This is a genomic window from Sphingomonas sp. Sphisp66 (assembly GCF_047324325.1).
In the GTDB taxonomy this organism is placed as follows: Bacteria; Pseudomonadota; Alphaproteobacteria; order Sphingomonadales; family Sphingomonadaceae; genus Sphingomonas.
The window spans coordinates 1,879,846-1,893,924 of sequence record NZ_CP168508.1 but is presented as its reverse complement, the minus strand read 5'-3'; the positions used below and the strand labels follow the sequence as shown (position 1 = coordinate 1,893,924).

The 14,079-nt window shown below is 66.0% G+C and carries 18 protein-coding genes; 9 read left to right on the top strand and 9 right to left on the bottom strand.

Annotated features, from left to right (window positions below; genetic code table 11):
* Nucleotides 1–49: 49 nt before the first annotated feature.
* Genes ACEN8G_RS09250 through ACEN8G_RS09240 form a run of 3 tightly spaced genes read left to right on the top strand, consistent with a single transcriptional unit; the run spans nucleotide 50 to nucleotide 3,401 of the window.
* On the top strand, nucleotides 50–2,071 hold the full coding sequence (locus ACEN8G_RS09250; RefSeq protein ID WP_413415787.1) for a pilus assembly protein TadG-related protein: 2,022 nt from the start codon (nucleotides 50–52) through the stop codon (nucleotides 2,069–2,071).
* On the top strand, nucleotides 2,068–2,688 hold the full coding sequence (locus ACEN8G_RS09245; protein WP_413415788.1) for a TadE/TadG family type IV pilus assembly protein: 621 nt from the start codon (nucleotides 2,068–2,070) through the stop codon (nucleotides 2,686–2,688). Before ACEN8G_RS09250 ends, ACEN8G_RS09245 begins: the two co-directional genes overlap by 4 nt.
* Nucleotides 2,685–3,401, top strand: a complete 717-nt coding sequence (locus tag ACEN8G_RS09240; RefSeq protein WP_413415789.1) for a TadE/TadG family type IV pilus assembly protein — start codon at nucleotides 2,685–2,687, stop codon at nucleotides 3,399–3,401. The genes ACEN8G_RS09245 and ACEN8G_RS09240 overlap by 4 nt, the downstream gene beginning before the upstream one ends.
* A 74-nt stretch (nucleotides 3,402–3,475) precedes the next feature.
* Here the strand turns inward: ACEN8G_RS09240 and ACEN8G_RS09235 are convergent, their stop codons facing one another.
* From ACEN8G_RS09235 to ACEN8G_RS09225, 3 genes are all read right to left on the bottom strand, one after another.
* The gene (locus ACEN8G_RS09235) at nucleotides 3,476–4,882 is read right to left on the bottom strand and encodes a pyruvate dehydrogenase complex E1 component subunit beta (RefSeq protein ID WP_413415790.1); all 1,407 of its coding nucleotides are present in this window, start codon (nucleotides 4,880–4,882) and stop codon (nucleotides 3,476–3,478) included.
* 1 nt (nucleotide 4,883) lies between these two features.
* The gene (gene pdhA, locus ACEN8G_RS09230) at nucleotides 4,884–5,930 is read right to left on the bottom strand and encodes a pyruvate dehydrogenase (acetyl-transferring) E1 component subunit alpha (RefSeq protein ID WP_413415791.1); all 1,047 of its coding nucleotides are present in this window, start codon (nucleotides 5,928–5,930) and stop codon (nucleotides 4,884–4,886) included.
* 165 nt (nucleotides 5,931–6,095) lie between these two features.
* Nucleotides 6,096–7,001: a LysR family transcriptional regulator gene (locus tag ACEN8G_RS09225; RefSeq protein ID WP_413415792.1), complete on the bottom strand. Its 906-nt coding sequence runs from the start codon at nucleotides 6,999–7,001 to the stop codon at nucleotides 6,096–6,098.
* A 100-nt stretch (nucleotides 7,002–7,101) separates the two neighbouring features.
* On the opposite strand from ACEN8G_RS09225, the gene ACEN8G_RS09220 reads away from it, so the two are divergent.
* Complete coding sequence (locus tag ACEN8G_RS09220) at nucleotides 7,102–7,977, top strand: NAD(P)H-binding protein (protein WP_413415793.1); 876 nt, start codon at nucleotides 7,102–7,104, stop codon at nucleotides 7,975–7,977.
* On the opposite strand, the gene ACEN8G_RS09215 is transcribed toward ACEN8G_RS09220, so the two are convergent.
* The 4 genes from ACEN8G_RS09215 to eno all read right to left on the bottom strand — a co-directional run bounded on the left by ACEN8G_RS09215 (nucleotide 7,934) and on the right by eno (nucleotide 10,990).
* The gene (locus ACEN8G_RS09215; RefSeq protein ID WP_413415794.1) at nucleotides 7,934–8,281 is read right to left on the bottom strand and encodes an FtsB family cell division protein; all 348 of its coding nucleotides are present in this window, start codon (nucleotides 8,279–8,281) and stop codon (nucleotides 7,934–7,936) included. The genes ACEN8G_RS09220 and ACEN8G_RS09215 overlap by 44 nt on opposite strands.
* A 67-nt stretch (nucleotides 8,282–8,348) precedes the next feature.
* Nucleotides 8,349–9,074: a TorF family putative porin gene (locus ACEN8G_RS09210; protein WP_413415795.1), complete on the bottom strand. Its 726-nt coding sequence runs from the start codon at nucleotides 9,072–9,074 to the stop codon at nucleotides 8,349–8,351.
* An 11-nt stretch (nucleotides 9,075–9,085) separates the two neighbouring features.
* Nucleotides 9,086–9,523, bottom strand: coding sequence for a hypothetical protein (locus ACEN8G_RS09205; protein WP_413415796.1), 438 nt, complete (start codon nucleotides 9,521–9,523; stop codon nucleotides 9,086–9,088).
* A gap of 189 nt (nucleotides 9,524–9,712) precedes the next feature.
* On the bottom strand, nucleotides 9,713–10,990 hold the full coding sequence (eno, locus tag ACEN8G_RS09200; protein ID WP_413415797.1) for a phosphopyruvate hydratase: 1,278 nt from the start codon (nucleotides 10,988–10,990) through the stop codon (nucleotides 9,713–9,715).
* 116 nt (nucleotides 10,991–11,106) lie between these two features.
* On the opposite strand from eno, the gene ACEN8G_RS09195 reads away from it, so the two are divergent.
* From ACEN8G_RS09195 to ACEN8G_RS09175, 5 genes are all read left to right on the top strand, one after another.
* Nucleotides 11,107–11,568 carry a hypothetical protein gene (locus ACEN8G_RS09195; protein WP_413415798.1) on the top strand — a complete coding sequence of 154 codons (462 nt, stop codon included), beginning with the start codon at nucleotides 11,107–11,109 and terminating at the stop codon, nucleotides 11,566–11,568.
* 15 nt (nucleotides 11,569–11,583) lie between these two features.
* Nucleotides 11,584–11,925: a phage holin family protein gene (locus tag ACEN8G_RS09190; RefSeq protein WP_413415799.1), complete on the top strand. Its 342-nt coding sequence runs from the start codon at nucleotides 11,584–11,586 to the stop codon at nucleotides 11,923–11,925.
* Entirely contained in the window at nucleotides 11,922–12,254 is a 333-nt protein-coding gene (locus ACEN8G_RS09185) for a DUF3618 domain-containing protein (protein WP_413415800.1), read from the top strand. Before ACEN8G_RS09190 ends, ACEN8G_RS09185 begins: the two co-directional genes overlap by 4 nt.
* Entirely contained in the window at nucleotides 12,254–12,565 is a 312-nt protein-coding gene (locus ACEN8G_RS09180; RefSeq protein WP_413415801.1) for a hypothetical protein, read from the top strand. Before ACEN8G_RS09185 ends, ACEN8G_RS09180 begins: the two co-directional genes overlap by 1 nt.
* Before the next feature lie 61 nt (nucleotides 12,566–12,626).
* Nucleotides 12,627–12,842, top strand: a complete 216-nt coding sequence (locus tag ACEN8G_RS09175; protein WP_413415802.1) for a DUF4170 domain-containing protein — start codon at nucleotides 12,627–12,629, stop codon at nucleotides 12,840–12,842.
* Between the two features lie 56 nt (nucleotides 12,843–12,898).
* On the opposite strand, the gene ACEN8G_RS09170 is transcribed toward ACEN8G_RS09175, so the two are convergent.
* Both ACEN8G_RS09170 and greA read right to left on the bottom strand, forming a co-directional pair.
* Nucleotides 12,899–13,555 (bottom strand): rhomboid family intramembrane serine protease, encoded by a 657-nt coding sequence (locus ACEN8G_RS09170; protein ID WP_413415803.1) that lies wholly within the window; start codon nucleotides 13,553–13,555, stop codon nucleotides 12,899–12,901.
* 2 nt (nucleotides 13,556–13,557) lie between these two features.
* Nucleotides 13,558–14,034 (bottom strand): transcription elongation factor GreA, encoded by a 477-nt coding sequence (gene greA, locus ACEN8G_RS09165; protein WP_413415804.1) that lies wholly within the window; start codon nucleotides 14,032–14,034, stop codon nucleotides 13,558–13,560.
* Nucleotides 14,035–14,079: the final 45 nt, after the last annotated feature.

Genomic DNA, 14,079 nt, shown 5'->3' with positions numbered 1-14,079 from the left:
CGACAATGGATCCAAGGAACCTTGTTGAACGGGGATTAGGGGCCCTTCTATGACCGAAGGACGGGGGAATACAGCGTCGGCGCGCGCCTTTCTGGGTGCGCTCGGAGGCGATACGCGCGCCAATACGCTGGCCATCATGGCGATAGCGCTGATCCCCCTTGCGGGCATGGTGGGCGGCGGCGTCGACATCAGCCGCATGTACATCGTCAAGACGCGTCTGCAACATGCCTGCGACGCCGCGGCGCTCGCGGGCCGCAAGACGATGGGCGGCGGCACCTGGGGCGACACGCCGCGCCAGACGGCCGAGAAGTATTTCGACGCCAATTACGACAAGAACGCCTATGGCATCGATCCGGCGACCGTGGCGAAGACGTTCACCGAGAAGGCCGGCAAGGTCTCCGGCACTGCTTCTGCGACCGTGCCGATGACGCTGATGCGCATCTTCGGCAAGACCAACGAGCAGCTCTCCGTCGCCTGCGACGCCGAGATGCGCTTGCCGAACACCGACGTGATGTTCGTCCTCGATACCACCGGCTCGATGAACTATTGCCCGAACGGCGATTCCAGCTGCAACGGCAATTCCAGCTCGCGCATCGCGGCGCTTCGCAAGGCGGTGAAGTGCTTCTACCAGATCGTCGCGCGAACCGACATTCCAGACGTCGATTGCGACGGCGACGAGCCCAGTGGCGGCACGGGCGATCAGGTGCAGATCCGCTTCGGCTTCGTGCCCTATTCGACCAACGTCAACGTCGGCAAGCTGCTGCCCAACGACTATATCGCCGACAAATGGTACTATCAGACGCGCCAGGCCAATATGGCGGTGCCGCCCCAGAGCACCACCACCTATTGGGAAAGCTATGGCGGCGGCTCGATCAGCCAGGCCAATTGCCTGAAGTTCATGGGCAATACGAGCTTCGGCAGCTTCACGCCCTCCCCCACCACCTCCGGCGGCCCGCCGCCGACGGCTACCGTCGCGACGAGCTTCCCTAGCGACGGCTCCGCAAGCGATGGCGGCAACAATGGCGAATGGGGATGGAACGGTGCGCCCGATACCCAAGGCAGCGACAAGAGCTGCCGGCGCAAGCGCACCGACACGACGACCTTCTACCAGGAGAAGTTCGCCAGCTGGACCTACAACAGCATTGAAGTGGATGTCAGCGGGCTCAAGGCCGGCGGCAGCAACTGGAACAGCTCCTTCACCGCGCTGGTCGGGGACACGACGCCCGGCAACGACGTCACCCCGGCCACCATTACCTGGTCGGGCTGCATCGAGGAGCGCGCGACCGACAAGACCACCGATTACGATCCGATCCCGTCCGAGGCGACCGATCTCGACATCGACATGGTGCCGACCAATGACGAAACGCGCTGGAAGCCCGCGCTCCCCCGCCTGATCTTCACGCGCAAGTCCGGGAACGGCGTGAACTACAACGCCACCAGCTGGCCCAGCAGCGGCTGGGACCCCACCAGCGGGTGGAATGCCGATCCGGCGCCGAACACGACCGCCGACTACAACAACAACGCGACCTTCTATTGCCCGACTGAGGCGCGGAAGCTGCAGACCTGGACCGACGCCACCGTCTTCCAGAACTATGTCAACTCGCTCACCCCCAACGGCAACACCTATCACGATATCGGCATGATCTGGGGGGCGCGGTTCATCTCGCCCACCGGCATCTTCAAGACCGAGAATGCCTATACTCCCAAGGGTGGCGAGATCGAGCGGCACATGATCTTCATGACCGACGGCGATACCAACGCGCAGACCTATGACTATGCCGCTTATGGCCTGCCCTTCTTCGATAGCCGCCAGACCGACGAGAGTCCGACCAAGGCGCAACTCGACGAGCAGGTGAACCTGCGCTTCCTGGCGATCTGCGACTGGGTGAAGAAGAAGAACATCACTCTCTGGGTGATCAACTTCGGCGAGGGCCAGAGCCAGGACACCAAGGATCGCCTGAAGAAATGCGCGACCTCGGAGCGCTTCTTCGACGCGACCGATGCGGCCGCGCTGCAGAAGACCTTCAAGTCGATTGCCGACCAGATCTCGCAGCTGAGGCTGACCAAGTGACGCGCCGGGCGCTGCACCGCCTTGCCCGCGACGATCGCGGTGCGACGATCGTCGAGTTCGCGATCGTCTCGCCGGTGATGGCCATGCTGCTGCTCGGCGCCTTCGACATCGCGCATACGCTCTACATGCGCGCGGTGCTGCAGGGCGTGGTGCAGAAGGTCGGGCGCGATGCGACGCTCGAAAGCGGGCTCGCCGCCAATACCCAGAGCAGCCTCGACGCGAAGGTGTCGCAGCAGGCCAAGCTGCTGGCGAACAACGCCACGGTGGCGATCACCCGCAAATGGTACCGCACCTTCGCCAATGCCGCGGCGGCGAAATTCGAGCCGTTCACCGATACCAATGGCAACGGGACCTGCGACGGCCCGGTGGGCGGCACCCCGGGCGAGCCCTATGAGGATAACAACGGCAACCAGAAATGGGATTCAACCGGCGGCAACGAGGGCCAGGGCGGCGCCAAGGACGCCGTGGTCTACACCGTGACCGTCACCTATCCGCGCTTCTTCCCGATTTATCGTCTCATCGGCGGATCGAACACCACTACGGTGAGCGCGTCGACGATTTTGCGCAACCAGCCCTATGGCGACCAAGGGGCCCCGACCGTGAGGAATTGCCCGTGACGCGCGCGCGACACTATCTGCCCCGGCTGATCCGCCGCCTGCGCGAGAACGAGAGCGGCGTGGCGCTGCTCGAATTCTCCTTCTCGCTGCCCATCGTGCTCACGCTCAGCCTCGCGGGCGCGGAGCTGACCAACTATGTGATCACCAAGATGCGGATCGGCCAGATCGCGCTGCACCTGGCCGACAATGCCGCGCGCATCGGCTCCGGCAGCCAGCTCCAGGCCAAGACGATCTCGGAGGCCGACATCAGCGACCTGCTTGTCGGCGCCGACCTGCAATCGGGCGAGCTCAAGCTGCTCACCAACGGGCGCGTGATCCTCTCGAGCGTCGAGCCGGATCCCACCAATTCGGGCAAGTCGCGGATCCGCTGGCAGCGCTGCAAGGGCGCCAAGACGGCGCTCAACTCGACCTATGGCGCACAGGGCGACAAGAACATGGCCGGCATCGGCCCCACCAATCGCCAGGTGGCCGCGCCGGACAGCGGCGTCACCATGTTCGTCCAGGTGCGCTATCAATACACCCCGCTGATCCAGACCTCGCTGTCGCCGAGCACCGAGTTCAACGAGGTCGCCTCGATGATGGTCCGCGACCGCCGCGACACCAGCGACGACAGCGCGCTCGGCAACACCAATGCGAAGCACCCCAGGGGCATCTACCGGGTGACCGGCGTCACGCCCTCGCTCTGCCCCGGACAGCAGGAACTCGAGACCTAGGCGTCCCCTGGCTGGCAAAAGAAAAAGGCCGGGGGAGACCCCGGCCTTTTCCGTGTTCGATATCCGGCCGAATATCAGGCCTTGTAGGTGACCTTCTTCACCGCCGCGACCACCTTGTCCGCGGTGATCAGCGCCAGCTTCTCGAGGTTCGCCGCATAAGGCAGCGGAACATCCTCATTGGTCACGCGAAGCACCGGCGCGTCGAGATCGTCAAAGCCCTGTTCCATGACGACAGCGGCGATCTCCGACGCGATCGAGCAGGTCGGCCAGCCTTCCTCGACCACGACCAGGCGGTTGGTCTTCTTGAGGCTCTCCAGCACCGTCGCGGTGTCGAGCGGGCGCAGCGTGCGCAGGTCGACCACCTCGGCATCCACACCCTCGGCAGCCAGCTTCTCGGCCGCTTCCAGGGCCACACCCACGCCGATCGAGTAGCTGACGACCGTGACGTCCTTGCCCTCACGGACGATGCGCGCCTTGCCGATCGGCAGGACGTAATCGTCGAGCTTCGGAATCTCGAAGTGGCGACCGTACATCAGCTCGTTCTCGAGGAACACGACCGGATCTTCCGAGCGGATCGCGGCCTTGAGCAGGCCCTTTGCGTCCTGCGCGTCATAGGGCGCGATCACGATCAGGCCGGGGACGCTGGCGTACCAGGGGCCATAGTTCTGCGAGTGCTGCGCTCCGACGCGGCTCGCTGCGCCGTTCGGACCGCGGAACACGATCGGGCAGCGCATCTGGCCACCGGACATGTAGTTGGTCTTGGCCGCCGAGTTCACGATGTGGTCGATCGCCTGCATCGCGAAGTTGAAGGTCATGAACTCGACGATCGGCTTGAGGCCGCCCATCGCCGCGCCCGAGCCGAGGCCGGCAAAGCCATACTCGGTGATCGGCGTGTCGATCACGCGCTTCGGGCCGAACTCCTCGAGCAGGCCCTGGGTCACCTTGTAGGCACCCTGATACTCGGCGACTTCCTCGCCCATAACGAAAACGCGCGGATCCTTGCGCATCTCCTCGGCCATCGCGTCGCGCAGCGCCTCGCGGACGGTCACCTTGACCATCTCGGTGCCCTCGGGGATCGCCGGGTCCTGGACCGTGGCGGCCTTCTCGCTGGCGAGCTGCTTGGTGCCGCTGTCTGCCTTCTTCGGGCCGCCATCCTCGCCGGCAGCCGGCTCGGCCGCAGCGGGAGCCGGCGTCGGGGCCGGTGCGGCGGCAGGTGCCGGGGCCGCCGAAGCGTCCTCACCTTCGCCCGCGATCGTCGCGATCACGGTGCCGACCTTCACGTTGTCGGTGCCCTCGGCGACCAGGATCTTCGAGATCGTGCCTTCGTCGACCGCCTCGAACTCCATCGTCGCCTTGTCGGTCTCGATCTCGGCCAGGATGTCGCCCGACTTGACCGTGTCACCTTCCTTGACGAGCCACTTGGCGAGCGTGCCCTCTTCCATGGTGGGCGAGAGCGCCGGCATCTTCAGTTCGATCGCCATCTCAGTAGGACTCCACCAGCACGTCGGTATACAGTTCGGAAGGATCGGGTTCGGGCGTCTGCTCGGCGAAGTCGGCGGACTCGTTCACGATCTTGCGGATCTCGGCCTCGATCGCCTTCAGATCGGCCTCGGAGACCTTCATGTCCTCGAGCTCGCGCTTGACCTGCTCGATCGGATCCGACTTGTCGCGGACCGACTGCACTTCCTCGCGGCTGCGATACTTGGCCGGGTCGGACATCGAGTGACCGCGGTAGCGATAGGTCTTCATCTCGAGGATGATCGGACCCTTGCCCGAACGGACCCAGGCCAGCGCTTCCTCGGCGGCACCGCGGCAGGCGAGCACGTCCATGCCGTCCACCTGGATGCCGGGGATGCGGAAGCTCTCGCCGCGCTTGTAGAGCTGGTCCTCGGCCGACGACCGGTTTACGCTCGTGCCCATGGCATATTGGTTGTTCTCGATCACATAGATGATCGGGAGCTTCCACAGCTCGGCCATGTTGAACGACTCGTAGACCTGGCCCTGGTTCGCGGCGCCGTCGCCGAAATAGGCCATGGCGACGCCGCCATCCTCGTTATACTTGTGGGCGAAGGCCAGGCCGGTGCCGAGCGCGACCTGCGCGCCGACGATGCCGTGGCCGCCGTAGAACTTCTTCTCAGTCGAGAACATGTGCATAGAGCCGCCCTTGCCGCGGCTGATGCCCGCCGCACGACCGGTCAGCTCGGCCATGATGACCTTGGGATCGATGCCGTATGCGAGCATGTGGCCATGGTCGCGATAGCCGGTGATCACCGAGTCCTTCTCGCCGTCGAGCGCGGACTGCAGGCCGACCGCAACGGCTTCCTGGCCGATGTACAGGTGGCAGAAGCCGCCGATGAAGCCGAGGCCATAGAGCTGGCCGGCCTTCTCCTCGAAGCGGCGGATCAGCAGCATCTGCTTGTAGAATTCGAGCAGCTGCTCCTTGGAAGCCTCATACCGCTTGGGCTCTTCGGGCCGCTCGCGGTTGGTCTTTGCGGGTTCAGTCGTTTTGCGTGCCGGTGCTTTGGCCACAGGAAATCCTCGTCCGGGGAGGGGGAAGGCGGGTGCCTATAAGCGCGTTTTCGCCCGCCGTGCAACTAACGCGGGAATGCGCGTGCCGTTCACGTGCCGCTACGGCAATTGCAGTCTCTGCAACCAGAAATGCGATTTCCGCACGCTGCATTGCAACAAACGCAATCAGACCGGGCGCGCGAGCAATCCGGTGCAGAAATCGAGGAACGCCCGCACCTTGGCGGGCACGTGACGACCCGAAGGATAGAGCGCATGCAATGGGAAACGCTCGTCGGGCCAGTCGGGAAACAGCTCGACCAGCGCACCGCTGGCGAGGAGCGGCGCCACGCCAATGGCAAGCGTCTGCGCGACCCCGGCACCAGCGACGCAGGCGGCGATCATCGTGGCGCCGTCCGTAGTGATCAGCCCCCTGCCCGCCGCGACTTCGACCAGTTCGCTGCCGCGGCGGAACTCCCAGTCGAACGGGCGTCCCGTGCGTGGGTCATTGAAGTGGATGCAGCGATGCCCGGCAAGCTCCCCGGGATGACGCGGCCGGCCATGGCGCGCGATCCAGGCCGGCGCGGCGACGGTCAGCACGCGGGTCTCCGCGAGCATGCGCGTCACCAGCGAGCGGGATTCGGGCGGCCCGAAGCGAATCGCCACGTCGATCCCCTCGCGCACCAGATCGTCGGGCCGGCCCCGGGCGAGCAATTCGAGCTCGAGTTGGGGATGTGCGTCTAGAAACTCGGGCAGGCGCGGCGCGAGCACGGTGCTGGCGAAATGGGAATCGACATCGGCACGCAGCCGCCCCGTGATCCGGCGCGTGCTGCCGCCCAGCGCCTCGGCAGCCTCGGCGATCCCGTCGAGCAGCGGCGCGACCGAGGCGTGGAAGCGGGCGCCGGCCTCGGTCAGCCGCAACGACCGGGTGGTTCGATCGAACAGCCGCGCCCCGACCCGGGTCTCGAGCCGGCCGATCGCCCGCGACACCGCCGAGTCGGTCAGTCCCAGCACGGGGGCAGCGCCGGTGAAGCTTCCCGCCTCCACCACTGCCACCAGCACGCGGACGCCCGCGAGCAGCCGATCATCGAACACCACACAACTCCTGCATTTACGTCATGAATGATCTGACAGATCGGCGTTATAGTCAAAGAGCGCCCGCGCCTATCTCGCTTGCGAGACAAGGAGATCGACAATGTACGCAATGACGGGACTGACCGGACAGGTTGGCGGCGCGCTGGCCGAGGCACTGCTAGCCGAGGATGCAGGGCTGCGCGCCCTGGTGCGTGATGCTTCGCGCGCAGCACGCTGGCAGGAGAAGGTCGAACTGGTGACAGGCGAGATCGCCGATGTCGCCGCGCTGACCGAGACGCTGCGCGGTACCGAGACCGCGTTCGTGATGCTGCCCGCGGCCTTTGATCCGCAGCCGGGCTTCCCCGATGCCCGCGCGATGATCGAGTCGGTGCGGGAGGCGCTGCTGGCAGCGAAGCCCGAGCGCGTCGTGGCGCTATCCACTATCGGCGCCCGGGCAGTGCAGCCGAACCTGCTCAACCAGCTCGGCCTGTTCGAGGATGCACTGCGCGACCTGCCGATGCCCGTCGCCTTCCTGCGCGCCGCCTGGTTCATGGAGAATGCCGCCTGGGACGTGGCTCCCGCACGCGAAGGTCGGATCGCCTCCTTCCTGCAGCCAGTCAGCCACGCGATCCCGATGGTCTCGGCAGGCGATGTCGGGCGCGCGGCGGCGACGCTGATGCGGCAGCAATGGCGCGGCGTGCGGGTGGTCGAGCTCGAAGGGCCGGCCCCGGTCTCACCTGAAGCGATCGCCGGCACTTTCGCCGCGCTGCTCGGCCATCCGGTCGAGGTTCAGCCGGTGCCGCGCGACAGCTGGGAGGCGCTGTTCTGCGATCAGGGCATGGCCCATCCCCTCCCCCGCATCCAGATGCTCGACGGGTTCAACCAGGGCTGGATCGCATTCGGCGATCCCTCGGCGGAAAGGATGAAGGGGGCGACGACGCTCGCCCAGGCGATCAGCGGCCTGTTGGCGCGGGACCGTGCTTCTGCAGCGGAATGACCACTTCGTCCGGGCGGACGACATTGAGCTGCTTGCGCGCCAGCTCGTCCGCCAGGTCGGGATCGACGCCGCGCTTCTGGTCGAGCAGGTCAACGCGGTTCTTCAGCGCCGCACGCTGCTTGTCGAGCGCGGCATAATCGGACTGCTTCTGCTGGTACTCGGCCTTGATCAGCTTGGTCTGCATCACACCGGTGGGTCCGAGCACGGCGTTATAGCCGAAAAAGCCGATGGCGATCAGCGTCACCGCGGGCAGCCCGGCCCGGCGCAAAAGGGTCTGGAAGGGAGAAGCAGTACGCGATCGCATATGGTGTTTTTCGCTTAACCACGCCCCGCGCGCAAGGCCCGTATTGGTGCGGAGGAAGGGGGGCGGATCAGAAGGCCAGGCGAACCCGCCCGACCACCCGGTCGCCGCTATTGCCCGGGTCGGCAAAGGACGAAGCGCTGGTCCGGCGCACGAAGTCCGTGCCGATATAGTCGAGACCGATCGTGAAGGGGAACTGGTTGTAGTCCACCCCCAACCGCCAGTCGGTATAGTTTCCCAGCGGCCGGAGCCGGGCGGCCCGCACCGAATCGTCCATACTCCCGCTGCTATGTCCCAGCGCACCGGACAGCGAGAGCGGCGTCCTGGGGATGCCGGCATTGGCGGACGCGAACAGATAGAGGTTGTCGCCGCCGATGGCGCGCTGGTCCGGCGCATAGACGGCACCAATGCCGATCTGAAGCGGTCCCAGCGAATAGCTGCCCCGGGCACCCAGCTCGACATAGTCCATCCGCTCGCGCGCGCCGGCGAACAGATGGGCGGTCACATGTCCGCGCAGCCGGAACGGTCCCGCATCGGTTGTCGCGCCCAGTTCGAGATCGGCAACCGCGTCCGCTTCCGCATGGCGGGAAGCGTTGCGCGTGGTCGCGACCCGGGCGGATGCATCCACTATCCCGACCGAGACTTGCGCGTCCGCAGACGCCGCCGCGCGCCCGCCGCTCCAGCTCAGGCCCCGGCGATTCTCGTCGGTCGCCAGCTCCACGCCGCCGGAGACATCCTGCGCAGCCGCGCTCGAAAGACTTGCGAGCCCAGCCGCCAGCAACAGGATCGCACGCATCACCATCCTGTTCAGCGCCCCACTCCCTTCGGCGCGATTTCCGTCTTCAAGATTGCCTGATCCTCTCCTGCGGCCGCCAGCAGGTGCATGCGGATCTCCTCACCACGCCGGGCGACTTCCGCCGCAACGGCATCCTCATCGGCGCGACACCAGCCCGGGCGGTTCCCTTCCAGGATCGCCTTGCGGTCGATGCTGCGGTTCAAGCGCAGCTTCCCGCCCAATCGTGCCTCACGCTCGATGCGCAGGTGCGCGCGCCACGTGCAGCGCAGTGTCGACGCCATGCCCGCCTTGGCGACCGAACCGACCTGCCGCCGGACCAGCACGACGCGAGCGCGGTAATGCGCGTCGATACTTTCGCCCTCATGATCGAAGCTGGCGCGATGCTCCAGGGTGGAATGGACCGGTTCCGGGGCGGCGAGCGCCAGCCCGAGTGCGAGAACAATGCTCATGGATCATCTCCTGCAGCTTACCGGCTCTCTCGGCCGGTATTCCCGTCGGATGAACAAGCGAGCCTTGCGGCGCAACCACCTGCGCCTGGGAGAAACAATTCCTCACAATGGCACGAAAAAGGCCGGGGCATCGCGCCCCGGCCTCTTCCATCTATCCCTGCCCTTCCAGGCGGAAGGGACGGGTTTCGATTACTTCTTCAGCACCGAACGGCCCGCATAGATCGCAGCGTCGCCCAGCTCTTCCTCGATCCGGATCAGCTGGTTGTACTTGGCAAGCCGGTCGGAGCGCGCCAGCGAACCGGTCTTGATCTGGCCGCAGTTGGTGGCGACCGCCAGGTCGGCGATCGTCGCGTCCTCGGTCTCTCCCGAGCGGTGCGACATCACCGCGGTGTAGGACGAGCGCTGCGCCAGGCTCACCGCTTCCAGCGTCTCGGTCAGCGTGCCGATCTGGTTGACCTTCACCAGCAACGAGTTGGCATAGCCGCCCTCGATGCCGCGCAGCAGGCGCTTCGGGTTGGTCACGAACAGGTCGTCGCCGACCAGCTGGACCTTGCCGCCCAGCTTCTCGGTCAGCGCCTTCCAGCCTTCCCAATCGTCCTCGGCCATGCCGTCCTCGATCGAGAAGATCGGGTACTTGGCGGCCAGCTCGGCGAGGAAGTCAGCGTTTTCAAGCGACGAGAAGGTCTTGCCCTCGCCTACCATCTTGTAGGCGCCGTCCTTGAAATATTCGGTGGCGGCGCAGTCGAGCGCGAGCATCACGTCGTCGCCCGGCTTGTAGCCGGCGGCCTCGATCGAGCTCATGATGAAGTCCAGCGCCTCGGTCGTCGAAGCGATGTTCGGCGCGAAGCCGCCCTCGTCGCCCACGCCGGTAGCCAGGCCCTTCTCGTGTAGCTTCTTCTTGAGCGTGTGGAAGATCTCGGAGCCGCAGCGTACCGCCTCGACGATGTTCTCCGCACCCACCGGCACGATCATGAACTCCTGGAAGTCGATCGGGTTGTCGGCATGCTCGCCGCCATTGATGATGTTCATCATCGGCACCGGCAGGACGTGCGCATTGACGCCGCCGACATAGCGATAGAGCGGCAGGCCGCGCGCATCGGCAGCGGCCTTGGCGGCGGCCAGGCTGACGCCCAGGATCGCGTTGGCGCCCAGGCGGCCCTTGTTCTCGGTGCCGTCGAGCTCGATCATCGCGGCGTCGAGATCGGCCTGGTCCTCGGCTTCCATGCCGACGACTTCCTCGAAGATCTCGCTGTTGACGGCCTCGACTGCCTTGTCGACACCCTTGCCGAGCCAGCGCGACTTGTCGCCGTCGCGCATTTCCACGGCTTCATGCGCGCCGGTCGAGGCGCCCGAGGGCACTGCGGCGCGGCCGAAGCTGCCGTCCTCGAGCAACACATCGACCTCGACGGTGGGGTTGCCCCGGCTGTCGAGGATTTGGCGAGCATGGACGTCGATGATTGCGGTCACGAAACGGTCTCCCTAGATATGGGGTATTGAGGGCGCGACGCGGCCTCTAACGGCTCCGGATGGAACTCGCAAACGTGGCCGTTGTTGTTTCGCGAAAGGCATGGAGGGTTTTTGGCATGGCTGACGAAACGACGGGCGAAACGATCGACGGGGCGGCGGATACCACTGCCGAGACCACAAAGCGTTCCGCGGCGGACACGATCCGCGAAAAGGCCGGCGAGATCGGCAGCGACGCGGCGGACCGCGCCCGCGCCTTTGCCAGCGAAGGCAAGGAAAAGGCGACCGGCGCGCTCGACGAGGTCGCCAAGATGATGCAGTCGGCGGCGCTCGACGTCGATGCGCGGCTCGGTGAGCAGTACGGCAAATATGCCCGCTCCGCGGCGGACGGCATCGCCAATTTCTCCGAGAGCCTGCGCGGCAAGGAAGTCGACGACCTGCTCGAGGACGTCACGGCATTCGTCCGCAAGAGCCCGGCGATCGCGGTCGGCGTCGCGGCGGGCCTCGGCTTCGTGCTCGCGCGGCTGATCAAGTCGGGGATCGATGCCGCATCGGACGCGGCGGACACCGACAAGTCGTAAGCGGCGAAACGGGGGGTGGACGCGCCGCAGCCTGAAGAGAAGTCCATCGGCGACCTGCTCCAGCAGCTCGTCGAGGACGGCAGGGCCTATGCCGATGCCGAGATCGGCTATTACCGCACGCTGCTGCGCTCGAAGCTGCGCGATGCCCGGGCGATGCTCTGGATGGGTGCGGTGGCGCTCGTCCTCGCTCAGGCCGCCGCGGTGGCACTGGTCGTCGGGCTGGTGTTCACCCTCTCCCCGCTCGTCGGGCCAGGCTTCGCCACCCTGATCGTCGTGCTGGCGTTCCTCGCGATCGCCGGGCTGATGGGCTGGCTCGCCTGGAGCCATGTGAAGCGCATCTTCAAGGAAAAGCCGTGAGCGAGAATCCGCACGACGTGGATGCCGCTAGGGCTCGGATCGACGCGGCCAGGGCGCAGCTGTTCGGCACGCTGGGCCAGGTGCAGGAGCGGCTGAGCCCCTCCAACCTCGCGCAGGATGCGGTCGAGACCGCCGCCCACGGCGTCGCCACGGTCGCGCGCAAGGGCGCCGAGGCGGTACGCAGCCGTCCCCTCGCCGCCGCCGGCATCGCCGCCACCGTGGGCCTGGTCATGGCCCGGGGCTGGATCGGCGACATCCTCGGCAAGCGGCATGAAACTCGCGACCCGGCCACGGGTTTGAAGCGTAAAGGCAAGAAAGGATCCTCGTGATGAGCAGCAATCCCGCAAACGAGAAGGCCGAGAGCCTGACCGAGAACCCCTATGTGCTGGTCGGTGGCGGCATCGCCCTCGGCGTGCTGATCGGCATGCTGATCCCGCGAAGCCAGAAGGAGCGCGAGCTGCTCGACGCGACCGGGCGCCAGATCGCCGACAAGGTCACCGGCACCGTCCAGGCGGTGAAGGATGCCGGCAAGGCCGAGTTCGACGCGCTGCTCCCCAGCCGCGACGACGCCAAGGAGCGCGTGGGCGCGCTGTTCGGCAATCTGGTCGATGCGGCGAAGGGCGCGACGCAAAAGGCTTGAGGCCGGCGCGCCTGCTTCCTAGAGGCCTCTATAAAACCAGAAAGTGTTTTTCGGAGGCCCAATGAGCAAACTGCACCTCGTCTTCGGCGGTCGCGTGACCGATCCGCAGACGCTCGACTTTGTTGATCCGTCCAAGCTCGACGTCGTCGGCATCTTCCCCGACTATGCCAGCGCAGAGAATGCGTGGCGCGGCGCTGCCCAGCGCACGGTGGACGATGCCGAGATGCGCTATGTCGTGGTGCATCTGCACCGCCTGCTCGAGCCCGATCTGGGCTGAGCGACGAGGAACTGATCCCCGGCCCAGTGCCGGGGACAGTCAGGCGAGAACGGCCCTCAGGCCTTCCGCCAATGCCACATGAAGAGCGGACGGGCGACGCCCAACCCCGCCAGGAAGCCGCCGATCGGAGCAGCTGCGCCCCAGGCGAGCACGCTGGCGCGCGAAACGCCCTCCGGAGGCGTCTGCAGCAACGCCGTCACCAGGCTGATCGCCGCCCAGGCAGCAGCGAGCCACAGCACGTGCACGGTACGGGCCGAGAAGGGCCCGATCGGCGGATTGCGCGGCTGGCCATAGAGCAGCGAATAGGCGCCGATCACCGCCGACAGCGCGCCGCTCATGCCGAGCATCGGCCACATCGCCATCGGCGCGATCAGCGCATAGGCGGCGGACGCCGCGAAGGCGCCGACCACATAGAGCAGCACGAATTGCGGCCAGCCGATTGCCTGCTCGGTCTTCTGCCCGGTGATCACCAGCATCAGCACGTTGAAGAAGATCTGCAGCGCGCTGGCATGGACGAACAGCGTGGTGAGCGGCGTCAGCCATGCCGGCACCGCCCAGATATCGGGCGCGAGCAGCTCCTGCTGCAGGCGCGCCGGAATGAAGCCGGCGAGCACTGCGGCAGTGGGAAGCTGGTTGGCGATCAGGATCAGGGCGCTGACCAGCGCCGTGACCGCCGAGATCGTGATCGTCGCCGGGAAATCGCGGAACTTCACGCTCAGATGAATTCGATCTGCGACACCAGATAATAGCGGTCGCCGGCGGGCACCGAGACCTCGACCTCTTCGTCCACCTTGCGCCCGATCAGCGCGCGGCCGATCGGCGAGTTGTACGAGATGCGGCCGCGGCTGACGTCCGCCTCGGTCTCGCCGACGATCTGGTACTTGATCGGCTTGTCGTCTTCGTCGAGCAGCGTCACCGTCGCGCCGAACACGACCCGGTCGCCCGAGAGCTCGCGCGGGTCGATGATCTGGGCGCGGCTGAGCTTGCCCTCGATGTCGGCGATCGTCGCCTCGTTCTGGCCCTGCTGCTCCTTGGCGGCGTGATATTCGGCATTTTCCGAAAGGTCGCCATGCGCACGCGCCTCTTCGATCGCATCCACGATCAGCGGGCGCTCGATTTTCAGGCGCTTCAGCTCCGAAACGAGCTTGTCATAGCCTTCCTGAAGCATCGGCATCTTATCGACCGTAGCCATCCACCAAGTCCTTCAAAACGCCCCGTCCCACAAGCGCCCCCAGGG